The sequence below is a fragment of the Streptomyces carpinensis genome (genome assembly GCF_002154505.1).
GTDB lineage: Bacteria > Actinomycetota > Actinomycetes > Streptomycetales > Streptomycetaceae > Streptomyces > Streptomyces carpinensis.
The window spans coordinates 1-18,751 of sequence record NZ_MUBM01000179.1; the positions used below are offsets into that span (position 1 = coordinate 1).

Sequence of the window (18,751 nt, forward strand, 5' to 3'; positions counted from 1 at the left end):
GCCCCTCCCCCGTGCCCGCACGCCCGTACAGCTGCGCGACGGCCTCGGCCGCCACCCGCAGCTCCTCGCGCGCCTCGGGCGGCGAGAGCACCTCCACCCGGTCGGAGAACGCGAGCAGTTGGCGCACCTCGCGCACGATGCCGTACGACAGCCGGGCGGTGACCCACTCGCTCCCGCCGTCGTCGTCGGGCAGGGCGGCCAGCGAGGAGGCGTTCAGGCGCAGGAACATGTCCAGGCGGTCGCGGCGCACCCGGACGGTGACGTCGAGCCCGCCGGGGCGCTCCTCCACCTCGCGGAGCACCACCTCCCAGGCGTCGGCGAGTTCCACGCCCGGCCGGCGCCGTACGGGATCGTCAAGGAGCCGGGCCGAGCGCACCCGGTCGGCCCGGAACAGCCGGGGCCTGGCCCGCCGGTCGGCGACCAGGTACCAGACGCCCGCCTTGGAGACCAGGCCGTAGGGATCGACGGTGTAGGTGCGCGGCTCGCGCTCCCCGCTGTGCCGGTAGCGCAGCCTCAGGCGCCGGTCGGCGAACACCGCGTCCTGCAGGACGTCCAGGTCGACGGCCTGCTGCGGGCCGCTCTTCCAGCGGGTGGCGTCCACCAGGATCCGGCGGCTGGTCACCTCGGCCGCGGGCCGGTGCGGGGCCGGCAGCGCCGCCATCACCTTGCGCAGCGCCGAGCCGAGCGCCGCGTCCAGACCGAGCGCGGCGTGCGCGCCCTGCGCGGCCAGGATGAACAGCGCGCGGGACTCGTCGGCGGTCAGGCCCGTGACATCCGTGCGGAAACCGGCGAGCAGTTCGATGCCGCCGTGCCGGCCGCGTTCGGCGTAGACAGGGACACCGGAGGCCGACAGCGCCTCGATGTCGCGGTAGATCGTGCGCACCGAGACTTCCAGCCGGTCGGCGAGTTCGTGCGCGGGCACCCGGCCCCGGGTCTGGAGGAGCAGCAGGATCGACAGCAGGCGGTCGGACTTCACGTCGTCAGAATCGCGCCCCGGGACACCCGGAACAAATGTTGACGGAACTTGTCAGGTTACCGCGGGACGCTCGGTGGCGGCCCGGCTCGGGCGCGAGCCGCTCAGCCGAGCCTGACGCGGGCCAGCTGCCGGGACTGCGCCACCAGCCGGTCGGCGCTGTCCCAGACCTCGGCGTCCTCCTCCAGGAAGCCGCCGGCGAGGTTGCGGGTGGTGATGGAGACGCGCAGCGGGCCGGGCGCCGGGCGGCAGCGGACGTGCACGGTCAGCTCGACGGTCGGGACCCAGCCCTTCAGGCCGAGCTCGAACGCGGTCGGCGGCAGCGCGTCCACGGCGAGCAGGAGGGAGAACGGGTCGGCGTCCCGGCCGTCGGCGAGCCCGAACCAGGAGCGCATCTCGCCCTTGCCGGAGGGCGAGCCGAGCGCCCAGCCCAGGGTGGCCGGGTCCAGCTTGAGCATCAGGCGGTCGGTGATGGCCGAGCTGCCGGGGACCGGGGCCGGTCCGTCCTGCGGTCCGAAACACTGTTCCATCGGCGGGATCGCGGGCGGCTTCGCGGTGGTGCGCACGTCGTCGGGCAGGGCGTTCAGGTCGCCGTAGGAGGCCAGGACGCGGATGCGTTCCACCTCCCGGCCGTCGGCGTCGTACTGGAAGAGGGAGGCCTGGCCGGTGGAGAGGGTTCGGCCGGTGCGGACCACGTCCGTGCGCACGACGGCGGGGCCGGGCTGGGAGGCCGTCAGATAGTGTGCCGAGACGGTGAACGGGTCCGGGTGCGGCAGGGCGTCCCCGAGAGCGCGGCCGAGGACGGCCAGCAGGTAGCCGCCGTTGACGGCGTTGATGATGGTCCAGCCGGCGGAGAGGTCGATGTCGTAGACACCCGGGGCGCGGCGGGTCACCGCGGTGTCCCGGTCGAACTCGCTGTCGCCGATCGTGGCCCGCGTGGCCGGGTCGGAAGCTGCTTCTGCCATGCCTGAACGTTACAACAGGAAACTACTAAGCGGTAGCTTTTTCAGGCGCGGACGAGCGGACCACACCGGAAGGCATGTGAGCCTTCGGCAATTTCTCGGTAAGTGTCCGACTCGTCCGTAACCCGAAGCCCCGGATTTCCCTCTATGGGGACATGAGCCTCACCGGGACTCCGTTCCTGTACACCACCGTCGCGCTGGCCGCGGTGGCCCTCGTCCTGCCGTTCGTCCTGTGGACGCGGCTGAAGGGCCCCCAGGTGCTGCGTACCGCGCTGCGCGCGCTGATGCTGCTGTTCGCCCAGGCCACCGCCATCACACTGGTCTTCGTGCTGGTGAACAACGCCAACAACCTGTACGACAACTGGGCGGACCTGCTGGGCACCGGCAACCATGTGCAGCAGGCGGCCAACCTCGGCGCCGACGGCACGGGAGGCATCGCCTACCGCAAGCTGCCCAAGGTCCACCAGACCTTCACCCAGGCCGACGGCCCCGGGATGCACGCCGCCGGCGGGGTCAAGGTCACCCAGCTCAAGGGCCGGGTCTCGGGAGTGAACGCCGAGGTCTACGTCTGGCTGCCGCCGCAGTACGACGAGCCCGCCTACAAGAACAAGAAGTTCCCGGTGGTCGAGCTGCTGTCCGGCTACCCGGGATCGGCGAAGGCCTGGTTCGGGTCGATGAAGGTGCACGAGCAGCTGGAGCCCCTGATGCGGAGCGGCCAGGTCGCCCCCTTCATCCTGGTGTCCCCGCGCACCAACCTGATCGCCAAGATGGACACCGGCTGCGCGAACATACCGGGCACCGTCAACGCGGACAGCTGGCTGAGCATCGACGTGCCGAAGATGATCACGGACAACTTCCGTGCCCAGGCCGCGCCGGACGGCTGGGCGGCCGCCGGCTACTCGGCCGGCGCGCACTGCGCGGTCAAGCTCGCCGTCGCCCACCCCGACCGCTACCGGGCCGCGGTGGGCATGTCCGGCTACAACGATCCGATCGGCGAACGCGCCTCGCTGGCCGCGCAGAACATCGAACTGCGCCGGGCGAACAACCCCTACGTCCTGCTGCGCAAGTACCGCACCCCACCGCGGATCGCGCTCTACATGTCCGGCGAGGCCGGCGACGGATACGAGGCCGGAGTGGCCCTGGAGCAGGTCGCGAAGCCCCCGACCAGCGTGCGCGTGGTGTTCCTGCCGCGCAGCGCGGGCGGGCACACCATGGCGCTGTGGCGGCCGCAGGTGCCGACGGTGTTCCGCTGGCTGAGCGCGGAGCTGGGCCACCAGGGCGGCGGGCACATCCGGATGACCCCTACTCCTCCCGGACGGTCGACCGCCGGTTCCAAGCCCGCGGAGCTCGCCAGTGGAACCGCATCGCGAGCAGGCGGAGCACGAAGGCGGTGACCACCGCCAGCCCGGTGGTGAGCGGGTTCAGCGCGTCGTAGTGGATGCACAGCACCACCATGGTGGCGCCGACGATCGCCGGGACCGCGTACAGGTCGCGGTCCCAGCGCAGCAGGGAGGGCACCTCGTTGGCGAGCACGTCCCGCAGCACACCGCCGCCCACGGCGGTGGCCATCCCGAGGGTCGCCGACGAGGTGAGGCTCAGCCCGTAGTCGTACGCCTTGGTCGTGCCGGAGACGCAGAACAGGCCGAGGCCGGCCGCGTCGAAGACGAGGACGGCCGCCTGGATGCGCTCCACGTGCGGGTGGAGAAAGAAGACCACGACCGTGGCGAACAGCGGGGTGAGGAAGTACCCCAGGTCGGTGAAGGCGGCCGGGGGTACGGCCCCGATCATCAGATCGCGGAACAGTCCTCCGCCCAGCGCGGTGACCTCGGCGAGCACGGCGATGCCGAAGACGTCGAAGTTCTTGCGGACGGCCAGCAGCGCGCCGGAGATGGCGAACACGAAGATGCCGACCAGGTCGACCGTGTGCTGGACGGAGGGGCTGAACAGTTGCTGAAGCACCCCATATTGTTACTCAGGTGCGGTGCGGGCCTTGCGATGCAAGGCCCGCCGGCTCACAGGGCGGGTTTGCCGGTCGTGAAGAGCCACTTCTGGAAGAGCTCGTCCAGCCGCTGTCCGGAGACCTTTTCGGCGAGGCGGACGAAGTCGGCCGTGTCGGCGTTGCCGTAGCGGTGCGCGTTGCTCCAGGCGGGCAGCAGCCGGAAGAAGGCCTTGTCGCCGATGCGTTCGCGCAGCGCCTGGAGCGTCATCGCGCCGCGCTGGTAGACGGCGGAGGCGAACATGGTGTCGCGCTGCGGGTCGCCCGGCTCGACCTGCCAGAAGGAGCTGTCGGCCGGGCGGGCGCCGTAGGCCGCCAGGAACGAGTCGTGTGCCGAACGGGTGCCCCGGTGCTCGTCCCACAGCCACTGGGCGTAGGTGGCGAAGCCCTCGTTGAGCCAGACGTCCTTCCAGCGCTCCACCGACACCGAGTCGCCGAACCACTGGTGGGCCAGCTCGTGCACGATCGTCGACTCGCTGCGCACGGCCGAGTAGGCGGGCTTGCTCTGCACCTCCAGCGAGAACCCGGCCTCGGGCATGTCGTCGACGATCGCGCCGGTCTCCTCGAACGGGTACGGCCCGAAGATCTGCGACCAGTAGTCGGTGGCTGCGGCGGTCACCGCGTAGACGTCGACGCTGTTGCTGTTCTTGAGCGTCGGGTCGATGGCGACGTAGATCGGGATGCCGGAGGGCGTCCGGCCGGTCTGCACGTCGAACTTGCCGATGGTGGCGGTGGCGAGGTAGGTGGCCATGGGCCGGTCCTCGCGCCAGTGGGTGTACGTCGAGCCGCCCCTGTCGTACGTCGAGACCAGCCGGCCGTTGGAGACGCCGGTCAGGCCCTTGGGCGCCTTGATCCGGATGTCGTAGGTGGCCTTGTCGGAGGGGTGGTCGCTGGAGGGGAACCAGGTGGAGGCGGCGTTGGGTTCGCACGCGACGAAGACGCCGTCCCCGGTCTTCATCCAGCCGTACTTCGAGCCGAAGACGATCGGGCCGCTCAGCGGCTCGGGTATGCCGCCGTAGGTGACGGTCACCGTGAAGGTGCGGTTCTTGGGCAGCACCCCGCGCGGGGTGATGGTCATCTCGTCGCCGTCCCGGGTGAAGTCGGCGTGCCTGCCGTTGACGAGGACGCCGGCGACGTCCAGCTTCTGGAGGTCCAGGTCGAAGGAGGACAGGGTCTCGGTGGCACGGGCGGTGAGCGTGGTGCGGCCGTCGAGGCGGCCGGTGTCCGGGTCGTACGCGATGTCGAGGGCGTAGTGACGGGCGTCGAAGCCGCCGTTGCCCAGCTGCGGGAAGTAGGGGTCGCCGATGCCGGGGGCGCCGTGGGTGGGGGCCGAGGATGCGGCGACGGCCAGGAAAGAGGCCGCCGCGGTGGCGACGGCCGCCAGACGTGCCGAACGGGAGAGTGCCATGAGTCATCCCTTCGCGCGTGCGTCGATCAGTGGATCGCACGGACGGGGTCGACTCTGCGCTCTCCCGTTCGGTCATGTGCATGACTTTGCCAAGTCGTCATGCCTCAGTCGTCGGTTGACTCCTGACCGCCGCTCTCGCCATCGCCGTCGGTTCCGCCGCGGCTGTCGCTGTCGGAGCCCTCCGGGGCGGCCGTCCCGGCGTCCGCCTCCGAGTCCGTCTCCGCCTCCGAGTGCGTGTCCGCGTCCGCGTCCGAGGAGGCCTCGGCCGGCTCCCCGGCGTCGTCCGAAGAGGCCGGGGCCGGCTTCTTCGCTTCGTCCGCGGAGGACTCGGCCGGCTCCTCCGCGTCGTCCGAGGACGCCTTGGCCGGCTCGTTCGACTCCGCCTGCGCCTCCGCGATCTCGTCGGCCGCCGCCGCGACCGCCGCCGAGGTCTCGGCCGACTTGGCGAGTGCCTCCTCGGAGACCAGTTCCGCCGCCTCCTTCGCGGCCGACAGCAGCACCGTGTCCTGCGGCGCCTGGTCCTCGAAGTTCTCCGGATGGTGGCAGGCCACCCGCTGACCGGGCATCAGCTCCTTCAGCGGCGGCTCGGTCTTGCGGCAGATCTCGGTCGCCTTCCAGCACCGGGTGTGGAAACGGCAGCCGCTCGGCGGCGCGATCGGCGAGGGCACGTCGCCCTTGAGCAGGATGCGCTCGCTCTTGGCGTTCTTGCGTCTGGGGTCCGGGATCGGGACGGCCGACATCAGCGCCTTGGTGTACGGGTGCATCGGCGCCTTGTACAGCGAGTCGCGGTCGGCCAGCTCGACGATCTTGCCCAGGTACATCACCGCGATCCGGTCCGAGACGTGCCGGACGACCGACAGGTCGTGCGCGATGATCACGTACGTCAGGCCCAGCTCCTGCTGGAGGTCGTCGAGCAGGTTGACGACCTGCGCCTGGATCGACACGTCCAGCGCGGAGACCGGCTCGTCCGCCACCACCAGCTTCGGCTTGAGCGCGAGCGCGCGGGCGATGCCGATGCGCTGGCGCTGACCGCCGGAGAACTCGTGCGGATAGCGGTTGTAGTGCTCGGGGTTGAGGCCGACCACCGAGAGCAGCCGCTGCACTTCCTTCTTGATGCCGCCCTCGGGCTCCACGCCCTGGAGCCTGAAGGGGGCACCGACGATCGTGCCGATGGTGTGTCGCGGGTTCAGCGACGAGTACGGGTCCTGGAAGATCATCTGCACATCGCGGCGCATCGGGCGCATGCCGCTCACACCGAGGTGCGTGATGTCCTTGCCCTCGAACTCGATCTGCCCGGCGGTGGGTTCGAGCAGCCGGGTGATCAGCCGGCCCATCGTCGACTTGCCGCAGCCGGACTCGCCCACGACACCGAGGGTCTCACCGGCGCGCACCTCGAAGTCGAGGCCGTCCACGGCGCGCACGGCGCCGACCTGGCGCTGCAGCAGACCCTTCTTGATGGGGAAGTGCTTCTGCAGCCCGGTCACCTTCAGCAGGACCTCGCCGGGCGCGGCCTCCTTGGTGAGGGTGGCCGCACCGGAGGCCTTGGCCACGCCTTCGCCCCCGGCCTGCCCGCCGTCGCTCTGTGCAGGGATGCTCACTGCGTTGTCCTCTGCGTTCTCACTCACAGCTTCGGCGCAATCTCTTCGATCCAGATCCGCTCCCGCTGCTCCTGCGACATGTGGCAGGCGGCCCAGTGCTTGCTGCCGACCTCGGTCAGCTCGGGGCGGACCGTGCGGGTGACGTTGTCCTTGGGGACGTCGGCGTACGGGCAGCGCGGGTTGAAGGCGCAGCCGGACGGGACGTTGATCAGGGAGGGCGGCGATCCCTTGACCGGGATGAGCCGGTCCTGCTGCTCGCGGTCCAGGCGCGGCATGGAGCCGAGCAGGCCCCAGGTGTAGGGGTGGCGGGGCTCGTAGAACACCTTGTCCGCCGGGCCCCGCTCGACGCACCGGCCGCCGTACATCACCAGGATGTCGTCGGCGAGTTCGGCGACGACGCCCAGGTCGTGGGTGATGATGATGACCGCGGAGCCGAACTCCTTCTGCAGGTCCCGGATGAGGTCGAGGATCTGCGCCTGGACGGTGACGTCCAGGGCGGTGGTCGGCTCGTCCGCGATGAGCAGTTCGGGGTTGTTGACCAGCGACATCGCGATCATCGCGCGCTGGCGCATGCCGCCGGAGAACTCGTGCGGGTAGTTGTCCACCCGCTTGTCCGGCTGCGGGATGCCCACCCGGTCGAGCATCTCGATCGCCCGCCTGCGGGCGGTCTTCTTGTCGACGTCGTGGTGGATGCGGTACGCCTCGACGATCTGCGCGCCGATCGTGAAGTACGGGTGCAGCGCCGACAGCGGGTCCTGGAAGATCATCGCCATCTCCCGGCCGCGCAGCTTGCGCACGTGGTCGGGGTCGGCGGACAGCAGCTCGGTGCCGTCCAGCCAGATCTCGCCGGAGATCTGCGCCTTGCGCTTGCCGTACTGGCCGGCGGTGTGCAGGCCCATGATGCCGAGCGAGGTCACGGACTTGCCGGAGCCGGACTCGCCCACGATGCCGAGGGTCTTGCCCTTCTCCAGCTGGAAGCTGAGCCCGTCGACGGACTTGACCAGGCCGTCGTCGGTCGGGAAGTGCACCTTCAGGTCGCGCACTTCCAGGAAGGCGCTCGGGGCGGGCGAGGCGGTGGTGGGCTCGCCGACGGCCGCTCCGGTCTTGCTGAGTTCGGTCATGCCAGCCTCACTCGGGGGTCGATCACGGCGTACAGGACGTCCACCACGAGGTTGGCGATGAGCACCGCGAGAGATGTGATCAGGGTGACGCCGAGGATGATGGGCAGGTCCTGGTTCCTGATGGCGTCGAGCACGGCGCGGCCGAGACCGGGCAGGTTGAACGTGGACTCGGTCAGGATGGCGCCGCCGATGAGGGCGCCGAGGTCCATGCCGAGCATGGTCAGGAGGGGGGTCATCGTGGAGCGCATGGCGTGCTTGCCGATGACCGTCTGCTCCCTGAGGCCCTTCGCGCGTGCCGTACGGATGTAGTCCTCGCCGAGGATCTCCAGCATGGTGGCGCGGGTGATCCGGGCGTACATCGCCGCGTACAGGAAGGCGAGGGTGATCCAGGGCAGGATCATGCCGCCGAACCAGCCGCCGACGCTCTGGGAGAGGGGCACGTACTGCGCGTCGATCCAGTGCAGCCCGAAGGCGAAGATCGCCAGGCTGAGCAGACCGGTGAAGTAGATGGGGAGGGAGACACCCGCCAGGGCGACGACCATCGCGCCGCGGTCCCAGATGCTGCCCCGCTTGAGCGCGGAGAGCACACCGGCCGCGACACCGAAGATCAGCCACAGCACGGCGGCGCCGAGCGCGAGTCCCAGGGTCACCGGGAAGCGGTCGGTCAGCACCGGCCAGACGGCCTGCTCGCTCTTGAACGAGTAGCCGAAGCACGGCGCGGAGCAGTGGACGACGTCGCCGCCGCCCGAGTAGGTGCGGCCGACGAAGATGCCCTTGAAGAACTCCCAGACCTGGAAGTAGATCGGGTCCCCCAGGCCGAGCTTCTCCCGTACACCGGCGACCGCGGCGGGGTCGGCCTGCTTGCCCACAAAGCTCAGGGCGATGTCGACGCCCGCCCACTTGGGGACGAGGAAGAAGATGCCGAAGACCACCATGACGATGACCACGAGCATCACTGCGGCGGCGAAGAGCCGCCTGATGAGGTAAGCGAGCACAGCTTACGGCCCGCCGCGGGACCGCGGGCCACCTCCGGTCTCCCCCACTGTCTTGTGGACGTGGGGGGTGTCCCCGGGTGGCCCGCGACCACGCCGCGCCGGCCTTCACCTGCCTTTCGTGCCGTACGGCGGGTGTGCCGGGTTTACTTCGGGTTCTTCAGGCCAAGGTTGACGAAGTCGTACATACCGCTGTAGTTGTCCGTCGTGTAGACGTTCGCCAGGTTGTCCGAGCGCCAGTTGATGAACTTCTCGAAGGTGAAGGGCAGGTAGTACGCACCCTCCATGACCTTGTGGTTGATGTCCGTGGCGATCTTGGTCTTGCCCGCGTCGTCCAGCGTGGTGACGTACTGGCCGAAGAGGCCGTCGATCGCCTTGTCGTTGATCAGGGCGTAGTTGTTGTTACCGCTCGGCGCGATGTACTTGCTGTCCCACAGCGGCAGACCGAAGCCCTGGACGGTCGGGAAGTCCGGACCCCAGCCCATGATGATGATGCCGTAGCCCTTCTTCTTCACGTTCGAAGGGCTGCCGATGATGCCGGTGGTCTGCGAGCCGTCGTACTGGTCGATCTGCGCGTTGATGCCGATCTTCTTCAGCGACGCCTGCATCGACTGGGCCGTGGCGACCTCGACCGGCTTGTTGTTGCGCACCGCGATGGTGGTGGAGAAGCCGTTGGGGTGACCGCAGGCCTTCAGCGCCTTCTTGGCCTCGGCGACGTTGCCGTTCTTGTTCGCGCCGGAGATGCCGTACGGGTCGTACTGCTGGCCCTCGGCGCCCGGGACGGACGGCGGGAGCATGTTGGTGCCGATGTCACCACCGGCGATGGGGCCGCCTCGGGCGGTCTGCAGCGAGACGTGGTCGGCGCCGAGGATGACGGCCTTGCGGCACTCGATGTTGTCGAACGGCTTCACGCTCTGCGGGAAGACCGCGTACCGGATGTAGCCGGAGACCGGGTTGTCCAGGTTGGCCTTGTGCTGCTTCAGGGCGGTGGTACGGCCCTGGGGCGACATGCCGGTCTGGTTGATGTCCAGGTCCAGGTCACCGTTGAGCAGACGCTGGTCGAGCTGGTTGGCGTCCGAGAAGAACTGGACGGTGATCTTGTCCGGGTACGCCTTGCGGATCGGGTCCGAGGCCTGCTTCCAGTTGGTGTTGCGCACCAGGGTCAGGCTCTTGCCGGGGCTGTACGACTGGAACTTGTACGGGCCGGAGGAGAACGGGTGCAGGCCGTACTTGGACTTGGTGTCCATGTCCTGGCGGACCGGGGAGGCCGAGACCAGCCCCAGCACCTCCTCGAAGTCCGAGTTGGCCTTCGGCAGGTGGAAGACGATCGTCTTGTCGTCCGGCGTGTCGATGGCCTTCAGGCCCAGGTGGTCCGCGGACTTGTCCTTGTACGGGCCCTTGTACTCGCCCTTGGGGTCCAGGAAGTCCTTGAGGTAGGTCGGACCGCCGGACAGCACGTCCTGCGCCCAGACGCGCTCGATGCCGTACTTGACGTCCTTGGACGTGATCGGCTTGCCGTCCTCCCACGTGATGCCGTCACGCAGGTGGTACGTGTAGGTCTTGCCGTTGTCCGTGACCTTGGCGAGGCCGTCGGCGAGGTCCGGGGTCAGCTGGGCACCGGCCTTGCCCGGCTCCGTCTTGCCCGTGACCAGCTGGCGGCTGTAGTAGCGCGCGAAGTTCCACATGAAGCCGTAGTAGCCGCGCGTGGTGTCCCACGAGTCGGCGTCCTGGGCACCACCGAACTTCAGCGTGCCGCCCTTCTTGGCCAGCGAGGCCTGGGCGACCTTGTTGTTCGCGGCGTCGTAGCCGGCGGCGCCGGTCTTCGACCCGCCCTTGTCGTCGCTGCCGCCGCCGCACGCCGCCGTGGTCAGCAGTGCGGCGACCGCAGCAGCGGCGGCCAACGCCTGCTTGCGCCGCCCTGAGGTGCGTTGGGTAGTCACGATCTCGGATCCTCCGGATTTGATGAGAGACCCCGTGTTGGTGCCACGGGACGCTTGGGGTTGGCGCATCAGCGGGCGCCCTTCGGGTCGAGCGCATCCCGCACGCCGTCGCCGAAGAGGTTGAAGGCAAGAACGGTGATGAAGATCGCCACACCCGGGACCACCATGTACATGGGGTCCGAGTCGTAGTAGTCGATCGCGCTCGAGAGCATCTGCCCCCAGGAGGCCGTGGGCGGCTTGACGCCCACGCCCAGGAAGCTGAGTGCCGCCTCGGTGAGGATGTTGGTGGGGATCATCATCGTCGTGTAGACGATGATCGGCGCGACCAGGTTGGGCAGCAGCTCCTTGAACAGGATGTAGAACCGCCCGGCGCCCAGCGATCGGGCGGCCTCGACGTACTCGCGCTCGCGCATCGAGAGCGTCTGGCCGCGCACCACGCGTCCGATGTAGGGCCAACCGAAGAAGCCGATGACCAGGATCATCACGAAGACCCGCACGCTGGAGCCGGTCAGCCCCAGCATGTTGTTCGGCATAACGGAGACCAGGGCGATGGTGAACAGCAGCTGGGGGAAGGCCAGCAGGCCGTCCATCACACGGCTGATGAGCGAGTCGACCCAGCCGCCGAAGAAGCCGGCCAGGATGCCCAGGATCGTGCCGAGGATGACGGCGACCATCGCGGACAGGAAGCCGACCAGGAGCGAGACCCGTGCGCCGTAGACGATGCGGGCGAAGATGTCGCGGCCGTTGACCGGCTCGACGCCCAGCAGGTGGTCTCCGCTGATGCCGCCCAGCGACCCCCTGGGGGTGCCGAACAGCGGGTCGATCAGGTTCTCGTGATAGGCGTCCGGGTCCTGCCCGACCAGATTGGCGATCACCGGTGCGAGCAGCGCGATCACGATGAGGACGAGCACGACGACGCCACCCGTCAGTGCGAGTTTGTCCCGCTTCAGGCGCTCCCAGGCGATCCGTCCCAGGGAGCGGCCCTGGACGGCCTTCACGCCCGCGGTGGCTACCGCCGCTTCGTCGGCCGCGCTGGGGGCCGCTTCCGCGGTCGGCTCGTGCAATGGTGCCGTCATTAGGCAGGGACCCCTCTCAACCGGCGGTAGCCGGCCCGCACTTGCCGCTGTGGCGGCATGATCAGTCCGTCGTACACAGGGGCGAACGCCCCTTGGTGCGGGAGTCTTCAACGCATTGGCGATCTGTTGCCAGACTTGACGGGGAATGGATGCGTAAACGTGATGCGGGCAGAAGGGTTCCGTTATCCGGACAGTGGGTAACGGGGGCCGGACACGGGCCAGTTGGCCCTTTCCGGGCGAGAACCGGACCTTCCACCCTCATCTACGCGCGCAGAAGGGCTCTCATCCGGCTCATCGGTGTCAGCGGTACCTGCGCTTCCGGATCAGTATCCGCCACCGGCCGGCGGGTAGCCGTAGCCGCTCGCCGGGCTCTGGACCGGGCCGGCGTGGGCTTCGCGGTCGTAGAAGGGGCGGGAGTTGGCGCGCAGCCACATCGCCACCGGGTCGAACTCGTCGGACATCGCCACGGTCGACACCGGCAGCCCGTCGGGGACCGCTCCGACGGACTGCTGCATCATCACCCGCACCGAGTCCACGGCGGGCGGCGAGGTGTCGTACACGTCCAGGCCGATGGCGAGGTACGGCGCCCCGAACGCGGGCTGCACCCAGGCGCGGCGCAGCGAGCGGATCGCCGGGGTGCGGTGGGCGTTCTGCGTCAGCAGGGCGTAGAAGTGCGGAATCTCGATGGCCGGTTCGGACAGCCGGAGCGGCCCGGCCGGCTGACGGTCCAGGCCGGTGGCGATGCGGCGAAGGTCCAGCCAGGGGATGCCGACGCCACCGCCCGGGGCGTGCGGGTTCAGCCACAGGCCGTAGTGGTCGGGGTAGAGGATGCGGGCGACGTCGAGGGCGTCCACCACCTCGTACGACCGGTTCCAGCCGCTGGCCGACAGTTCCTGGGCCGAGGTGACGCAGGGGGCGTAGCCGCGGCCGTCGACCTCCATGTGGCCGTACTGGGCGTCGGCAGAACCCGCCTGGCCGTGCCAGAGCAGCATCCAGACCTGGCCGGAGGACGGGGTCGCGAGGGCGCGCAGGAGCGCCTCGTAGGCGTCGTAACGTCCGGGCGCCACCTGGCGCAGCGTCTGCTCCACGTGCCCGGCCGCGGCGGTGCCGCTCGCGCTGGCGCTCACTTTTACCGCCCCTCCATGCAACCAAGGTTTCGACCGAGCCGTTGTCCTAGCTTAAAGGCCGCCCACGAGCTCGGTACGCGATGTCGTTCCGCGGCCGCAGGTGGTTTTGTCGTGTGGTGCCTCGCGGCGGAGCCGCATGTCTACACCGTCCCGCGCCCGGGAGGGTCTTCAGTGACCGTGCTGGTAGAACGGCCGGACCTGTTCCCTCATCCAGCCGGCCACCGGATCGTCCGTCACGTCCAGCAGGACCAGGTTGACCGGCCATGCGACCGGGACCTTGGCCAGGGCGCGGCCCAGGGCGTCCAGCGGGCGGGCCCGCAGGTCGCCGTCCCACTGCGAGAGCTCCACGCCTATGAACATCGCCGGCTCGGCCGTCTCGACGGCGGCCAGGCAGCGGCGGGCCGTGAGGACCACGCCCGTGTCGGCGAACTCGGCGGAGGCGGCGGCGAGGAAGTCCACCGGGTCGTCCTGCCAGTCGGGTTCGAACAGACGGACCCGGCCGCCGCTCGCGGGGCCGTCCAGTTCGGTGCGTCCGGCCCGGCACAGTTCGGCCACGGCCGGCGGGGGCAGCGGGAGGCCGACCACGCCCTCCGGGTTCAGCGCGATGCCGACCTGCGGGGGCAGTCCGCGCGCGAACTCGACGGCGGGTGCGACGGTGCAGGGCATGTGCGCGCCGGCGACCTGGCGGAACTGCTCCTCGGAGCTGAAGACCGGGACGTAGGCCTGGCCGTCGATCTCCAGGGTGGGCAGGTCCAGCGGACCGCTGTGCGGGCCACCGCCGTTGGGCAGCGGCACCCACAGGAAGCTGCGGGCCAGCACCTCGATGATCCGGCCCCCGGCCGAGGGCATGCCGAGGGACGCGGAGAGCACTTCCTCCAGCTCGTTGCCGGGCCACCCGCCGTGCGGCTGGGGGTGTGCCGGTGCCGGAAAGTCAGCCGGGAAGCCCCCGGAGAAGTCCGCCGCAAAGTCCATTCGCCCACCACCTGCTGGAAACCGCTGCTGTGACCGAAAGGCTATCGGGTGCCGGTGCGGGGCGGGCCGGTGAAGCCGATCCTGTGCAGTGCGGTGGCCGCCTCGCGGTCCAGGAGGACCGCCGAGCCGCAGCCTTCGGGCAGGTCGCCCCGCTCCACGGCGCGCAGCAGCCGGGCCGCCGCCCTGCGGTGGCGCAGGAAGGCGTAGCGCGAGACACCGCGGCCGCGCCGGCGCATGCCGTTCCGGGCGGTGTCGGGGGTGACGTCCAGGAGGATCAGGTGGAGCGTGCCGCCGCGACGGCGGGCGGCACGGGCCAGCCAGCCGCGGACCCAGGTCTGTGTGCCGCAGTCATGGACCACGACCGACTCGCCCGACCGCAGGGCGCGGCGCAGCGCGGCGTAGTGGGCGAGGCGGACCAGGGGGCGGTAGAGCGCGTAGGGCAGGTAGCGCGCCAGTCGGGCGTCCCAGCGGTCGCGGGTGTCCTGGGAGTCGATCCTCGGGCCGCGCACCGCACGGTGCATCAGTGTCGACTTGCCGCTGCCGGGCAGGCCGGTGACCACGGCCACGTCGTGCGGGCCGAAGAGCAGCGCGTGCGGGGTGCGGCCGGACCGCTCGCGCAGGTCGCGGACCACGGGTGCGGGGTGCTCGCCGCCACGCTCGCGGGCCCGGGCTCCTGGATGGCCGGGCAGGGCGAGGGCCCGGGTCGTCGCGTACGCCGGCGCGGTCCTGTCCACCGTCATCGTCCTCCCCTGGGTTGGTGACGGTTCACCTCCCCCTCGAGTGTAAAGAGAAGGTAATGCGAGAGTCCGGTGATTTCGTGCGCGTTCTGCCACGGGTCGGTTACAAGAGCCGCCCTGCCGGGAGCGCGCCGGGCGTGCAATGATGAGCCCGCCAACTGCATACCGGCCGCTTGAATCCGCGCGGGAGAGTTCCCAGCAGCCGTCTCGCTGGGGCGCCGAAGGAGCAAGTCCCTCCCTTGAATCTCTCAGGCCCCGTTACCGCGCGGGCGAGGCACATCTGAAAAGCGGGCCGCTGTCGCAGTGGCTCCACCCAAGGTGCAAGCCGTGATCGTCCGTCCGACGGCGGTCATGGCGAACCTCTCAGGTTCCGATGACAGATGGGGAGGACACCCGATCTCGATTCGTCCTCGCCCTCCCCCACGCCCGACTTCGCTCGCGCGGGGGCCCGCACCGCCTGGGAGACCGCCCGATGAGCACTTCCGCATCCAGTCCGCTCCGGCATACCGCGCTCGACGCGGTGCACCGCTCGCTCGGTGCGACGATGACCGACTTCGCCGGCTGGGACATGCCGCTGCGCTACGGCTCCGAGCGCGACGAGCACGTCGCCGTGCGCACCCGGGCCGGCCTCTTCGACCTCTCCCACATGGGTGAGATCACCGTCAGCGGCCCGCAGGCCGCCGCCCTGCTGAACCACGCCCTGGTCGGCAACATCGCCTCCGTCGGCGTGGGCCGGGCCCGCTACACCATGATCTGCCGGGCCGACGGCGGCATCCTGGACGACCTGATCGTCTACCGGCTGGCCGACAACGAGTACATGGTCGTCGCCAACGCCTCCAACGCCCAGGTGGTGCTGGACGCGCTCACCGAGCGGGCGGCCGGCTTCGACGCGGAGGTCCGCGACGACCGGGACAACTACGCCCTGATCGCCGTGCAGGGCCCCGAGTCCCCCGGCATCCTCGCCTCCCTCACCGACGCCGACCTGGACGGGCTGAAGTACTACGCCGGCCTGCCCGGCACCGTCGCCGGTGTGCCCGCGCTGATCGCCCGCACCGGCTACACCGGCGAGGACGGCTTCGAGCTGTTCGTCGCCCCGGCCGACGCCGAGAAGCTGTGGCAGGCGCTGACGGACGCCGGCGCGGGCGCCGGGCTGGTGCCGTGCGGGCTGTCCTGCCGCGACACGCTGCGCCTGGAGGCCGGCATGCCGCTGTACGGGCACGAGCTGAGCACCGCGCTCACCCCGTTCGACGCCGGGCTCGGCCGAGTGGTCAAGTTCGACAAGGAGGGCGACTTCGTGGGCCGCGAGGCGCTGCTGGCCGCAGCCGAGCGCGCCGCCGCCCAGCCGCCCCGGGTGCTCGTCGGCCTCGTCGCCGAGGGCCGTCGCGTCCCGCGTTCCGGGTACTCCGTCGTCGCCGGCGGCGAGGTGATCGGCGAGGTCACCTCCGGTGCCCCCTCCCCCACCCTGGGCAAGCCGATCGCCATGGCGTACGTCGACGCCGCGCACGCCGCGCCCGGCACGGCGGGCGTCGGCGTGGACATCCGCGGCAAGCACGAGCCGTACGAGGTCGTGCCGCTGCCCTTCTACAAGCGGCAGAAGTAGAGACTGGTCCGGCAGGGCTCCGGCGGCACCTGTCCCCGGACGCCCGCGAGCCCGCGGGTCGCGCGCCCGCGTGTGATGCCCGGCACATCGCCCTGCCCACCAGCGTTTTCAGCAGTCCCTCAGTCACCAGCAGTCCCCCGCGTACAGGAGAATTCAGGCCATGAGCAACCCCCAGCAGCTGCGCTACAGCAAGGAGCACGAGTGGCTGTCGCCCGCCGAGGACGGCGTCGCGACGGTCGGCATCACGGAGTTCGCGGCCAACGCGCTCGGCGATGTCGTCTACGCCGACCTGCCGGAGGTCGGCACCACGGTGACCGCCGGCGAGACCTGCGGTGAGCTGGAGTCGACCAAGTCCGTGTCCGACCTGTACTCCCCGGTCAGCGGTGAGGTCACCGAGGTCAACGAGGACGTGGTGAACGACCCCTCGCTGGTGAACTCCGAGCCCTTCGAGGGCGGCTGGCTGTTCAAGGTGCGTGTCACGGAGGAGCCGGCCGACCTGCTCTCCGCCGACGAGTACGCCGCCCAGAACGCCGGCTGAGGAGGGACACCGAACCGATGACGGTACTCAACACCCCTCTGCACGAACTCGACCCGGACGTGGCCGCCGCGGTCGACGCCGAACTGCACCGCCAGCAGTCCACGCTGGAGATGATCGCCTCCGAGAACTTCGCCCCGGTCGCGGTCATGGAGGCGCAGGGCTCGGTCCTGACCAACAAGTACGCCGAGGGCTACCCGGGCCGCCGCTACTACGGCGGCTGCGAGCACGTCGACGTGGTCGAGCAGATCGCCATCGACCGCATCAAGGCGCTGTTCGGCGCCGAGCACGCCAACGTCCAGCCGCACTCCGGCGCCCAGGCGAACGCGGCCGCGATGTTCGCGCTGCTCAAGCCCGGTGACACGATCATGGGCCTGAACCTGGCGCACGGCGGGCACCTGACCCACGGCATGAAGATCAACTTCTCCGGCAAGCTCTACGACGTGGTCGCCTACCACGTGGGCGACGACGGCCTGGTCGACATGGCCGAGGTGGAGCGGCTGGCGAAGGAGTCCCGGCCGAAGCTGATCGTGGCCGGCTGGTCGGCCTACCCGCGGCAGCTGGACTTCGCCGCCTTCCGCCGGATCGCGGACGAGGTCGGCGCCTACCTGATGGTCGACATGGCGCACTTCGCCGGCCTGGTCGCGGCCGGCCTGCACCCCAACCCGGTGCCGCACGCCCACGTGGTCACCACCACCACCCACAAGACGCTGGGCGGCCCGCGCGGCGGTGTGATCCTGTCCACCGCCGAGCTGGCGAAGAAGATCAACTCCGCGGTCTTCCCCGGTCAGCAGGGCGGTCCGCTGGAGCACGTGATCGCCGCCAAGGCCGTGGCCTTCAAGGTCGCGGCGAGCGAGGACTTCAAGGAGCGCCAGCGTCGTACCCTGGAGGGCGCCCGCATCCTGGCCGAGCGCCTGGTGCGGGACGACGCCAAGGCGGTCGGCGTGGACGTGCTGACCGGCGGCACCGATGTGCACCTGGTCCTGGTCGACCTGCGCAACTCGGAGCTGGACGGCCAGCAGGCCGAGGACCGCCTCCACGAGGTCGGGATCACGGTCAACCGCAACGCCGTCCCGAACGACCCGCGCCCCCCGATGGTCACCTCGGGCCTGCGGATCGGCACGCCGGCCCTGGCGACCCGAGGCTTCACGGCCGAGGACTTCGCCGAGGTCGCCGACGTGATCGCCGAGGCGCTGAAGCCGTCCTACGACGCGGAGGCGCTCAAGGCCCGGGTGAAGGCCCTGGCCGACAAGCACCCGCTGTACCCGGGTCTGAACAAGTAAGACACCCCCGTCACCCGCTGGGGACACCGCGCGCGGGTGGAGACCCCACCCCCGCGCGGTGCCCCGTCCGGCACCCCGGCACCACCCCGCATTGAGGAGTCACCGTGGCCATCTCGGTCTTCGACCTGTTCTCGATCGGCATCGGCCCGTCCAGCTCCCACACGGTCGGCCCGATGCGCGCCGCCCGCATGTTCGCCCGCCGGCTGCGGAGCGAAGGGCTGCTGGAGCAGGCCGCGTCGGTCCGTGCGGAGCTCTACGGCTCCCTCGGCGCCACCGGCCACGGCCACGGCACGCCGAAGGCGGTGCTGCTCGGCCTGGAGGGCGACTCACCGCGCACGGTGGACGTCGAGACGGCCGACGAGCGGGTGGAGCGGATCAAGGCCGCGGGCCGCCTGAGCCTCCTCGGCGAGCACGAGATCGCGTTCTCCTTC

Annotated in this window: 17 protein-coding genes and 2 riboswitches; of the genes, 5 read left to right on the forward strand and 12 right to left on the reverse strand. The window is 70.2% G+C overall.

What is annotated here, in order from left to right:
* A partial coding sequence (locus BZY54_RS23965; protein WP_107419785.1) for a helix-turn-helix transcriptional regulator occupies positions 1–976 on the reverse strand: 976 nt, incomplete at its 3' end.
* A gap of 101 nt (positions 977–1,077) precedes the next feature.
* On the reverse strand, positions 1,078–1,938 hold the full coding sequence (locus BZY54_RS23970) for a thioesterase family protein (protein WP_086727399.1): 861 nt from the start codon (positions 1,936–1,938) through the stop codon (positions 1,078–1,080).
* A gap of 152 nt (positions 1,939–2,090) precedes the next feature.
* Here BZY54_RS23970 and BZY54_RS23975 point away from each other — a divergent pair, with 152 nt between their 5' ends.
* Positions 2,091–3,329 carry an alpha/beta hydrolase gene (locus BZY54_RS23975; RefSeq protein WP_086727400.1) on the forward strand — a complete coding sequence of 413 codons (1,239 nt, stop codon included), beginning with the start codon at positions 2,091–2,093 and terminating at the stop codon, positions 3,327–3,329.
* Here BZY54_RS23975 and BZY54_RS23980 read toward each other — a convergent pair.
* The 10 genes from BZY54_RS23980 to BZY54_RS24025 form a co-directional block, all read right to left on the reverse strand.
* Complete coding sequence (locus BZY54_RS23980) at positions 3,238–3,894, reverse strand: trimeric intracellular cation channel family protein (RefSeq protein ID WP_086727401.1); 657 nt, start codon at positions 3,892–3,894, stop codon at positions 3,238–3,240. The two genes, BZY54_RS23975 and BZY54_RS23980, sit on opposite strands and share 92 nt — an antisense overlap.
* Before the next feature lie 53 nt (positions 3,895–3,947).
* The gene (locus BZY54_RS23985) at positions 3,948–5,339 is read right to left on the reverse strand and encodes a M1 family metallopeptidase (RefSeq protein ID WP_086727402.1); all 1,392 of its coding nucleotides are present in this window, start codon (positions 5,337–5,339) and stop codon (positions 3,948–3,950) included.
* A gap of 104 nt (positions 5,340–5,443) precedes the next feature.
* The gene (locus BZY54_RS23990; RefSeq protein ID WP_244217311.1) at positions 5,444–6,937 is read right to left on the reverse strand and encodes an ABC transporter ATP-binding protein; all 1,494 of its coding nucleotides are present in this window, start codon (positions 6,935–6,937) and stop codon (positions 5,444–5,446) included.
* 23 nt (positions 6,938–6,960) lie between these two features.
* Entirely contained in the window at positions 6,961–8,058 is a 1,098-nt protein-coding gene (locus BZY54_RS23995; protein ID WP_086727404.1) for an ABC transporter ATP-binding protein, read from the reverse strand.
* On the reverse strand, positions 8,055–9,053 hold the full coding sequence (locus BZY54_RS24000; RefSeq protein ID WP_086727405.1) for an ABC transporter permease: 999 nt from the start codon (positions 9,051–9,053) through the stop codon (positions 8,055–8,057). Before BZY54_RS24000 ends, BZY54_RS23995 begins: the two co-directional genes overlap by 4 nt.
* A 143-nt stretch (positions 9,054–9,196) precedes the next feature.
* A complete protein-coding gene (locus tag BZY54_RS24005; protein ID WP_086727406.1) occupies positions 9,197–10,990 on the reverse strand; it encodes an ABC transporter substrate-binding protein in 1,794 nt (597 codons plus the stop codon).
* A gap of 68 nt (positions 10,991–11,058) precedes the next feature.
* Complete coding sequence (locus BZY54_RS24010; RefSeq protein ID WP_086727407.1) at positions 11,059–12,066, reverse strand: ABC transporter permease; 1,008 nt, start codon at positions 12,064–12,066, stop codon at positions 11,059–11,061.
* Positions 12,067–12,389: 323 nt separating this feature from the next.
* Positions 12,390–13,193 carry an enhanced serine sensitivity protein SseB C-terminal domain-containing protein gene (locus BZY54_RS24015; RefSeq protein WP_086727408.1) on the reverse strand — a complete coding sequence of 268 codons (804 nt, stop codon included), beginning with the start codon at positions 13,191–13,193 and terminating at the stop codon, positions 12,390–12,392.
* A 168-nt stretch (positions 13,194–13,361) separates the two neighbouring features.
* A complete protein-coding gene (locus BZY54_RS24020) occupies positions 13,362–14,165 on the reverse strand; it encodes an enhanced serine sensitivity protein SseB (protein WP_086727409.1) in 804 nt (267 codons plus the stop codon).
* Positions 14,166–14,206: 41 nt separating this feature from the next.
* Positions 14,207–14,905: a P-loop nucleotide/nucleoside kinase family protein gene (locus tag BZY54_RS24025; protein ID WP_086727410.1), complete on the reverse strand. Its 699-nt coding sequence runs from the start codon at positions 14,903–14,905 to the stop codon at positions 14,207–14,209.
* Between the two features lie 171 nt (positions 14,906–15,076).
* A riboswitch (glycine riboswitch) is annotated at positions 15,077–15,176 on the forward strand.
* A riboswitch (glycine riboswitch) is annotated at positions 15,177–15,292 on the forward strand.
* Between the two features lie 82 nt (positions 15,293–15,374).
* Here BZY54_RS24025 and gcvT point away from each other — a divergent pair.
* The 4 genes from gcvT to BZY54_RS24045 all read left to right on the forward strand — a co-directional run.
* On the forward strand, positions 15,375–16,502 hold the full coding sequence (gcvT, locus tag BZY54_RS24030) for a glycine cleavage system aminomethyltransferase GcvT (protein ID WP_086727411.1): 1,128 nt from the start codon (positions 15,375–15,377) through the stop codon (positions 16,500–16,502).
* Between the two features lie 160 nt (positions 16,503–16,662).
* On the forward strand, positions 16,663–17,040 hold the full coding sequence (gcvH, locus tag BZY54_RS24035; RefSeq protein WP_086727412.1) for a glycine cleavage system protein GcvH: 378 nt from the start codon (positions 16,663–16,665) through the stop codon (positions 17,038–17,040).
* A 17-nt stretch (positions 17,041–17,057) separates the two neighbouring features.
* On the forward strand, positions 17,058–18,320 hold the full coding sequence (gene glyA, locus BZY54_RS24040; RefSeq protein WP_086727413.1) for a serine hydroxymethyltransferase: 1,263 nt from the start codon (positions 17,058–17,060) through the stop codon (positions 18,318–18,320).
* A 104-nt stretch (positions 18,321–18,424) separates the two neighbouring features.
* The coding region (locus BZY54_RS24045; RefSeq protein WP_279634703.1) for a serine dehydratase beta chain at positions 18,425–18,751 on the forward strand (327 nt) is incomplete at its 3' end.

What these genes read in the sequence shown, in the direction of transcription:
- BZY54_RS23975 (WP_086727400.1), top strand. Translation starts at nt 2,091, where the DNA reads ATGAGCCTCACCGGGACTCCGTTCCTGTACACCACCGTCGCGCTGGCC.
- BZY54_RS23995 (WP_086727404.1), bottom strand. Translation starts at nt 8,058, where the DNA reads ATGACCGAACTCAGCAAGACCGGAGCGGCCGTCGGCGAGCCCACCACC.
- BZY54_RS23970 (WP_086727399.1), bottom strand. Translation starts at nt 1,938, where the DNA reads ATGGCAGAAGCAGCTTCCGACCCGGCCACGCGGGCCACGATCGGCGAC.
- gcvH (WP_086727412.1), top strand. Translation starts at nt 16,663, where the DNA reads ATGAGCAACCCCCAGCAGCTGCGCTACAGCAAGGAGCACGAGTGGCTG.
- BZY54_RS24020 (WP_086727409.1), bottom strand. Translation starts at nt 14,165, where the DNA reads ATGGACTTTGCGGCGGACTTCTCCGGGGGCTTCCCGGCTGACTTTCCG.
- gcvT (WP_086727411.1), top strand. Translation starts at nt 15,375, where the DNA reads ATGAGCACTTCCGCATCCAGTCCGCTCCGGCATACCGCGCTCGACGCG.
- BZY54_RS23985 (WP_086727402.1), bottom strand. Translation starts at nt 5,339, where the DNA reads ATGGCACTCTCCCGTTCGGCACGTCTGGCGGCCGTCGCCACCGCGGCG.
- BZY54_RS24025 (WP_086727410.1), bottom strand. Translation starts at nt 14,905, where the DNA reads ATGACGGTGGACAGGACCGCGCCGGCGTACGCGACGACCCGGGCCCTC.
- BZY54_RS24010 (WP_086727407.1), bottom strand. Translation starts at nt 12,066, where the DNA reads ATGACGGCACCATTGCACGAGCCGACCGCGGAAGCGGCCCCCAGCGCG.
- glyA (WP_086727413.1), top strand. Translation starts at nt 17,058, where the DNA reads ATGACGGTACTCAACACCCCTCTGCACGAACTCGACCCGGACGTGGCC.